The organism is Chitinophaga sp., from assembly GCF_036569125.1.
GTDB lineage: Bacteria > Bacteroidota > Bacteroidia > Chitinophagales > Chitinophagaceae > Chitinophaga.
The window spans coordinates 1-7,278 of sequence record NZ_DATCRF010000812.1; the positions used below are offsets into that span (position 1 = coordinate 1).

Annotated in this window: 9 protein-coding genes; 2 read left to right on the top strand and 7 right to left on the bottom strand. The window is 48.9% G+C overall.

Annotation, left to right across the window (positions count from 1 at the left end; all coding sequences use genetic code 11):
- The 6 genes from VIM87_RS29845 to VIM87_RS29870 form a co-directional block, all read right to left on the bottom strand.
- A partial coding sequence (locus VIM87_RS29845; protein ID WP_332000513.1) for an ABC transporter permease occupies window positions 1-617 on the bottom strand: 617 nt, incomplete at its 3' end.
- A gap of 113 nt (window positions 618-730) precedes the next feature.
- Window positions 731-2,800 (bottom strand): hypothetical protein, encoded by a 2,070-nt coding sequence (locus VIM87_RS29850; RefSeq protein WP_332000514.1) that lies wholly within the window; start codon window positions 2,798-2,800, stop codon window positions 731-733.
- A 48-nt stretch (window positions 2,801-2,848) separates the two neighbouring features.
- Entirely contained in the window at window positions 2,849-3,667 is an 819-nt protein-coding gene (locus VIM87_RS29855; protein WP_332000515.1) for a DUF2306 domain-containing protein, read from the bottom strand.
- 45 nt (window positions 3,668-3,712) lie between these two features.
- Window positions 3,713-4,294, bottom strand: coding sequence for a Crp/Fnr family transcriptional regulator (locus VIM87_RS29860; RefSeq protein ID WP_332000516.1), 582 nt, complete (start codon window positions 4,292-4,294; stop codon window positions 3,713-3,715).
- A 61-nt stretch (window positions 4,295-4,355) separates the two neighbouring features.
- On the bottom strand, window positions 4,356-5,291 hold the full coding sequence (locus tag VIM87_RS29865; RefSeq protein ID WP_332000517.1) for a polysaccharide deacetylase family protein: 936 nt from the start codon (window positions 5,289-5,291) through the stop codon (window positions 4,356-4,358).
- A gap of 28 nt (window positions 5,292-5,319) precedes the next feature.
- A complete protein-coding gene (locus VIM87_RS29870; RefSeq protein WP_332000518.1) occupies window positions 5,320-5,670 on the bottom strand; it encodes a DUF6249 domain-containing protein in 351 nt (116 codons plus the stop codon).
- 149 nt (window positions 5,671-5,819) lie between these two features.
- Here VIM87_RS29870 and VIM87_RS29875 point away from each other — a divergent pair, with 149 nt between their 5' ends.
- Both VIM87_RS29875 and VIM87_RS29880 read left to right on the top strand, forming a co-directional pair.
- A complete protein-coding gene (locus VIM87_RS29875; RefSeq protein ID WP_332000519.1) occupies window positions 5,820-6,380 on the top strand; it encodes an RNA polymerase sigma factor in 561 nt (186 codons plus the stop codon).
- Between the two features lie 16 nt (window positions 6,381-6,396).
- Window positions 6,397-6,777 carry a hypothetical protein gene (locus VIM87_RS29880; RefSeq protein ID WP_332000520.1) on the top strand — a complete coding sequence of 127 codons (381 nt, stop codon included), beginning with the start codon at window positions 6,397-6,399 and terminating at the stop codon, window positions 6,775-6,777.
- 10 nt (window positions 6,778-6,787) lie between these two features.
- Here VIM87_RS29880 and VIM87_RS29885 read toward each other — a convergent pair whose 3' ends face one another.
- A complete protein-coding gene (locus VIM87_RS29885) occupies window positions 6,788-7,192 on the bottom strand; it encodes a hypothetical protein (RefSeq protein WP_332000521.1) in 405 nt (134 codons plus the stop codon).
- Window positions 7,193-7,278: the final 86 nt, after the last annotated feature.

Consider the following 7,278-nt stretch of genomic DNA (forward strand, 5'->3'; position numbering starts at 1 on the left):
TGTATAGATGAGTTCTGCGGGCAGTTAGCGGTTACAGCGGTTACTTTATAGGGTACAAAAGTGCTGTCCTCCCGCATCATCAGTATTTTGCCCACAGCATCCGCAGTGCCGAATTGCTTTTTTGCCTCGTCTTTGGTAAGCACTATGGAATGGGGTTGCAGCAAACAGGTTTTCTTATCGCCATCGACCAAAGCGAAATTAAAGACCGATAAAAAATTGGAATCCACCCGCAGCAGCTCCCTGCTTTCCACCTCCGTCCCCTTTTTAAAATCCTCATTGCCGCTTACCACCCGCACAAACGATCTGATGCCCGCAACATTCTGTGTGAACCGGGGACCTTGCAGAAGGCCGGTACTGGACTGTTTGGATTCTACGCCGTTATGCATGTTTTTAGTAACGATCCTGTAAAGATGGGGGCCGTTCGTATGAAAGCGGTCAAAACTTACTTCATCTTTAACATACAGTAAGATGAGCATGGCGCAGGCCAGGCCAATACTTAACCCGGCTACGTTAATGAAAGCATATACTTTGTTGCGTGTAAGATTGCGGATGGCAATTTTGAAATAATTCTTGAACATAAGCAGTAAAAAGATCTTACGGCTCAATGAATATACCAAAACAAAAACGGTTGATTTTCAACACGCTAAAAATCATTACTCATAAAATCATGTCCGGTTACGGACAGGCGTGTACGATCCCGGACCGTAGCGCGCCCCCGGGAAATGATCCCTTACCGTAGCCAGAACGTTTGGCTGAAAGCCCCGTTGGCTGCAACATCCCAGGCTTCCACACGTACCCATTTGCGGCCGGCCAGCTTGCTGCTGAACCGGAAACTTTTTTCCCCGAATGCTTCCGTATCAGTCAGGGCTACTTTTTCACGGTACACCTTTTCACCGTCGCCGGAAATGATCTCCACGAAGTTCATGGGGAAGGTCCAGCGGAGCTGCAGGTCAATATTAGCAAGGCCATTGGCCGGCAGCTGCAGGCTGTCGCCGGAAATATGACCGTTGATCTTCAGGAGCGGCATCAATACTTCTCCTGTGCTGCCGAAGAAACGGCCGTGCTGCATAGCGTCAAGGATGGGGTTCCAGCTGTCCTTATAAGCGGGCAGCTTATCCAGCATCAGGTAATTGACGTTCATATGCGCATACATCTCATTGCGCTGTGTAATGGTGAACAGATCTGCTTCGCTGATGACGGTCTTTTTTGTGCCCCAGTTGTTCATGTCATCCATCAGATCCAGCACCCTTTTACCCAGGCGGGGCTGCGAAAGGTCGGCAGGCATGGCTTTCCAGGCAGCTCCCATAAAACGGTCCGACAAAAAGAAGGGTTCATGATTGTAGCTATCGGGTGTATTCACAGATCCCTTGGTCCGCGGATGTGCGGTCCATGCCAGTCCCCGCTCATCATTGAGCAATTGCAGCATTTCCTCTTTGTTCCCGATATGATATACTTTTCCGTAACCGGGTTTTTCTTCAACATAAGGCTGGTCCGGCTTGCGCGACATTACCCAGTACACCGGCCGCGGAAAGAGATCCAGCCAGTGGCCGCCGAAAAATTCATTGGGCTCCTCGCCAGGCAGCAGCAGGAATTTACCATCTGACTGCTTTTCGCATAATTCAAAAAGCGCTTTCAGCTGCGGCAGCCGTTTTTCATCCGGCCCTTTGGGATCAGCGGTGTAATGAAATTCTGCGAGGTGCACAATATCAACCCCCATGTTCTTAAAAACTTGTACGAACTCAGGATGCTCCGGCACGGGCCCTCCGGCCATCATAACTTTCATCACAAACTCGTTATGAAAGTGGCTCGACATAGTTTTGAATCCCGGCAACGCTGCATAGCGGTCGTTATGCGTAAACGCTTTCAGGGTGGTGAATGCTGCTGCATCGCTATCCTGGCTCAGTAAGCAAAAGAAATTGAGCCGCTGTTTGGTGCCCGGAGGCGCATTGAACCAGGGCACATAGCGTTTATCTCCCTGCAGCTCCTGCCGGATGCCAATGCCATAGCCGTTCACCAGCTGCCGGTATTGATTGCCGTACCAGGTAAAATCCAGGTTAAAGGCTTCATCCAGCGGATAAAAATATTGATGCGGTGGCGGAAAGACGGCCATGGCGCCCTGTTTTCCAGCTGCTGCGATGGCCCGGTATTTTACAGCAAGGTTACGTGCAGTATCGTTAGGGATCACCTGCGCCTGCTGCAGGCTGTCGCCCGTATTCATCCATAAAATGCGCTGCCAGTCGGGCTCCCGGCTTACCATACCTGCATCGAAAACAATAGCCTTAGCTTGTGCTTCGGTGCTGATCACAGCCGCGATATTGAATAAGGGGCTTCCATTATAGAATGTAATTTCCAGCATGCCGGAAAATTGCGCTGCCGTAACAGGGCCAATGCTGGCCACTGTACGGCTGCCCGCTGTTCTTACAGCAACCGCCGTTTTTTGAAGTGTGAGCGGATACGTTTGATGCGGCTTGTTGGGCACCTTATCAAAAAAAATATTCCAGCCGTTCTGGGAAACCAGGTCCCTTTCGCCAATGGTCATCACAAAAGCAGGATCTACACCCGCAGTGATCTGTTGCCGGCCAAGCGATATGGTTTTAAAGAGCGGGCGCGAGGGCGCCAGGTCAAGCACTACACTGCCTTTGAGCGAATTGCCTGCCGGCCAGCTGATGTTCAGCAATTGACCCTGTTGGGTAACCACAGCACCATTGGCCTGCTTATAATCTTTCAGATCCACCTTTGCCTGTGCAATGGCTGCAGCAGCCATGAATAAGCAGATCACGGGTAACAAGAAAAATTTCATGACGTGGGTTTAGCCCCCCAAGATATATTCTTTTCTTCAGCTTCCCTATCATTTGATCCGCGGCAGCCACATTCCCATGGTTGCAGCAAAAACGCCGGTCAACATTCCCAGGGTAATGCTCAGCAGCACGGCGGAGAAGATCCACTTCGGCCCGGCAGCGCCTGCCTCTCTCGCCTGAAAATACCACCACACCATTACTTGCGGAAATATATATACTGCAATGGCCAATATGGTCAGAAAGGGGCCTGTGAATGTATCCGGGTCAAAGCCAACCGGCCCCTGGTTAACGATGAGCCAGCACATTAAAAAAACGCGGAACAGCCATACCCCGCTCATACCCAGCACCAGGTGCACAGCCCAGCGGTTATGTACTGCCAGCTTTCGCTGCACTGCATAGCGGATGGTGTAATAAGCGCATACCAGGATAATAAGTGCATTGATGGAGATAATGATGTGATCCATGGTTCCGCCTACCGCCCCTTTCCGCCAGGCCAGCATCATCCCATCAATACCAATAGCAAAAGCAAAGAAGATATAAAAACGCCCGCTAACACGGTGAAAACGCGGCGCATACTGCCGGATGGCCGGCAGCAGCTGCAAAGGCCCCAACAGGCTTATGAGCGCAGCTACTGCTATATGCAGCGCAAACACCGCATTATGAAAGGCTGCGCCTTTTACATATAAATGCGGCGTTGCAGCATTCCAGCGCTCCAGGTTTCCCTGTGCTGCGGACCACCAGTAGAGCAGGATAATATAGGAGGCAAAGATCAGCTGTCCTGCAAAAAAAATGGCAAACCAGCTCCGGACGGTCCACTGCAAGGTTTTTGCAGCCACCGCCTGAGGGGCTTTTAACAGATATGTAAGCATACCTGCAAAAATATCCGGTGCGCAGGCAAATCCACTTAACAATTGTTAGGAAATCTCGCGCCGTATGCGGCTAAGGCTTTCGGGTTTGATGCCCAGGTAAGAGGCAATATACTTCAGCGGTACATGTTTCATAATGTTGGGCGACCTGTCAATGAATTTCCGGTAACGCTGCTCTGCTGTCAGGTTGGCCAGATCGTCGATCCGTTCAAGATACTCTTCCTGTACCTGGTGGAACAGCCGGATGGTATAATCCTTCTGCGTGAAGCTGGTACCTGCCGTACGGTCGGCATCCGGCTTGGAAATACGCAGCAGCTCGCAGTCCGTGATGCAGTGCAGGTATTCATTGGATACCGTTTGATTAACGAATGCCATGTAGGAGGTAAAAAAACGGGGACCATCATTCAGATCGCTGGTCACCTCCTCTCCTTTTTCATTGATATAATACTTGCGCATATAACCCGAAACAATGAAGTTGTGGTATAAGGGCACCTTGCCCGCTGTTTCCAGCAGCGTATCTTTAGGCACGGTAAGCGGATGAAAGGTTTCCCTGCAGGAGATCCTGTCGTGCTCCGGCAGCTCCAGGATGCGGGCGATATAGGCAAATAAAGTATCGTAATAAGATGTCATTGGGAGGAATTAAGGGACCGATTTCCTCCAAATTTAAGATTTTCAGGTGAGGGCAGCATGCTTATTGCGATGAGAGGATATCTTTCCAGGTAATAATATGGATCCCTTTTTTTTCAAGCAGTGTTTTAAACGCCTCACTGGTCACATAATTGAAATCATTCTGCCGCCAGGCAGCGCCAAAATCAGGGTGCTCAATGGTAACGGCCTGCATTTCATCATTATCATATGCCAGGTGAAAGATCATCTCGTTCAGCCCGGGTTTTAACCGGTCCAGCGCCTGGTCATAATACACATGCCATTGACCGGCCGGAGCGGCTTTGTAGGCGGTTATAAACTGATCCACGATCACGTTGTTCACGGTGTCGATAAAGGGCAGCATCTGCGGGGCCATCATCTTTATCATGTTCATGGGCACCAATACCGGCAAATGAAATTCTTTACCCACCTGCTGGTATATTTCAACAAGTTCCGGTGATGCATACACGCTGCCCATATGGGTATCAAGGTGACTTAATTTAATGCCGGCGTCCATTGCCTTCCGGATCTGCGCCCGGATCTCTGTCCGCACTTCTTCCGGTTTGGCATGTTTCTTAAACTCTTCCACCGAAGGGTAGAGATACCCATCTTTATCCAGCAGGCTTGGGATCTCATTGGAAGATGACACACCGCCCCATTTATAGTTCTTCCATTCAGCGGTTAAGGTGATATGGATGCCCCAATCCAGCTCAGGATGCGCCTTTGCATAGGCAGCTATTTCAGGGAACCAGGGACAGGGCACCATAATAGCAGCGGAGCTGATGGCTTTTTTCTCATAAGCGGCAATGATAGCTGCATTTGCCGAATGGCATACGCCGGCATCATCCGCATGAATGATCAGGAGCTTAGCATCTTTAGGATATCCCAGCTTTTCCGCTAATACTTTCTTAGACTGTGCAGGGGCAGTACAGGGCAGTAAAAGAAGGGAGGCAAGCAGCATCCGGTAACTGAAAACTTTCATGAGCTGTTTTTAAGGGTCAGATAACTGTTTATTCAGGGCGTTTATCCAGGAGTTCCTTTTTTTCGATGCGGTAAGATGCAATAAGGCCGATGCCTCCAAAGATAGCAATAAGGGCGAAATAGATAGAAGCATTATCTTCTCCGTTAATGGCCGGCACGGCAACATCTATAAGATATGCCAGCAATAAGCCCATTCCACCGCCGGTAAGCAGCAAGCCGTATTTGAGGTTGGTGTAAGGGGCCGGCCGGTCTATTTTGGGGTTCATGCCCTTTTCTATCATGGCCAGGTTCTCTTTCCTGAAGAGGTATATAATCCCAAAAACTAAAGCCATCGCGGCCAGCGGCACCAGTATAGCCGTTAACATTTCATTACTGTTCATGATAAGGTGTTTGTTATGAATATTAAGTTTATACCAGCTTTGACTACCGGTAAAAAGATCAGGTTACAGAAAACGCCCTAATTATTTTAAATTGTAGTGTAACCTCCGGGTCATAATAGTAGTCATACCTCTCATCTATGCACGCTGGAATGGATGACATCGAAATTATCAACCAGGTACTACAAGGTGATCAGCAAAGTTTTGAGGAATTGATAAAACGGTATCAGCACTTTGTATTTACCATTGCGCTACGTTACAGCCGCAACCGCGAGGATGCGGAAGAAATTGCCCAGGATGTGTTTGTGAAAGCTTACCGTTCCCTGGCAGATTTCAGGCGGGATGCCAAATTCAGCACCTGGCTGTGTACGATTGCAATGAATACTACCAAAACCTTTTTGCGAAAGGTAAAACCCCGTATGGATCCCCTGGATCCGGCAACGGTGCATGCACAACATACCGGGTATGGTGCTAATCCAACGGAAAAACGCTCCACACAGCTGCTGGTGAATCATGTGATCGGGCTGTTAAGCGCAGATGACGCCACCATCATTACCCTGTTCTACAAAGCAGAGCAAAGTATTGAGGAAATAGGCGTTATTATGGGCCTTACCGCCAATGCGGCAAAGGTAAAGCTGCACCGGGCGCGGTTACGGCTAAAAGAAAAGCTGGAGCTGTATTTTGCAGATGAAATAAAAGAAATCTTAAATTAGCGTTAAGTGAACGGTTATGGAGAAACGTTTTGATATAGAAAAACATTTGCGGGACGACCTGGAGCTTAGCCCTCCCTCCCCTGACTTCTCTAAAAAAGTGATGGGCGCTATTGCCGGAACGCGTATTGCACCTGCATCCCGCAGCTATCTCAATAAAAAGGTGGTGTATGGCACCGCCCTGTTCTTCCTGGTGCTGATAGCCGCCGCTGTGGCATATGCCCTCCCCTCTTTTAACTGGTCTGCAGCGGGCAAGTTCCGTTTACCCGTTGATGTTAGCAGGCTGGAAATTGGCCAGTACGTTAACCGCAAAGTTATTAATTGCCTGCTTTTCGGGAATGTGTTGCTGGGGTTGATATTTTTGGATAAATACCTTATCAGGAGAGGCCGCGCGGTGTGAAATAAGTTATCTACGGCTCCTGTATCTTCACGGATAAATGCCTCACCCTTAATTCGTCATTTTCCAGGTAAAACTGGTGGGCGCCGGCCCGGTGGTTCAGCGAATCAAATGCAAATTGTACTTCAAGCGGCTGTCCTTTCAGGGCATGTATATATTCTTTTATTTTTGCGGCTGCCTCACTGAGCTTGTGCCGGGTATCTTCAATAAGCTTGTCCAGGTTTTTTATTTCATCATAGGCGCTTATAATGGGGGCTGCGGTATGCGTGTTGTAGGTGTTACCGGGAGGATGATGTTCTTCAGTGAGGTGGTTATATCTTACCAGGGTCTCTTCTCTTGCATGAGAGCACTCTTTCAGGGAGGATTCAGCATTTAGATAATCCTCCAAAACAGCTTTTATCTGCGCTTCTTTTGACATGACAGGTAAATAACTTCATACTGAATATAAGAAAAAAAAGCGGGATTGGCAAAAAAGAGAAGATCAGTGAAATCTCGGATAAGGAT

Coding starts and splice junctions, on each gene's coding strand:
- VIM87_RS29855 (WP_332000515.1), bottom strand. CDS start 3,667: ATGCTTACATATCTGTTAAAAGCCCCTCAGGCGGTGGCTGCAAAAACC.
- VIM87_RS29885 (WP_332000521.1), bottom strand. CDS start 7,192: ATGTCAAAAGAAGCGCAGATAAAAGCTGTTTTGGAGGATTATCTAAAT.
- VIM87_RS29865 (WP_332000517.1), bottom strand. CDS start 5,291: ATGAAAGTTTTCAGTTACCGGATGCTGCTTGCCTCCCTTCTTTTACTG.
- VIM87_RS29860 (WP_332000516.1), bottom strand. CDS start 4,294: ATGACATCTTATTACGATACTTTATTTGCCTATATCGCCCGCATCCTG.
- VIM87_RS29880 (WP_332000520.1), top strand. CDS start 6,397: ATGGAGAAACGTTTTGATATAGAAAAACATTTGCGGGACGACCTGGAG.
- VIM87_RS29875 (WP_332000519.1), top strand. CDS start 5,820: ATGGATGACATCGAAATTATCAACCAGGTACTACAAGGTGATCAGCAA.
- VIM87_RS29870 (WP_332000518.1), bottom strand. CDS start 5,670: ATGAACAGTAATGAAATGTTAACGGCTATACTGGTGCCGCTGGCCGCG.
- VIM87_RS29850 (WP_332000514.1), bottom strand. CDS start 2,800: ATGAAATTTTTCTTGTTACCCGTGATCTGCTTATTCATGGCTGCTGCA.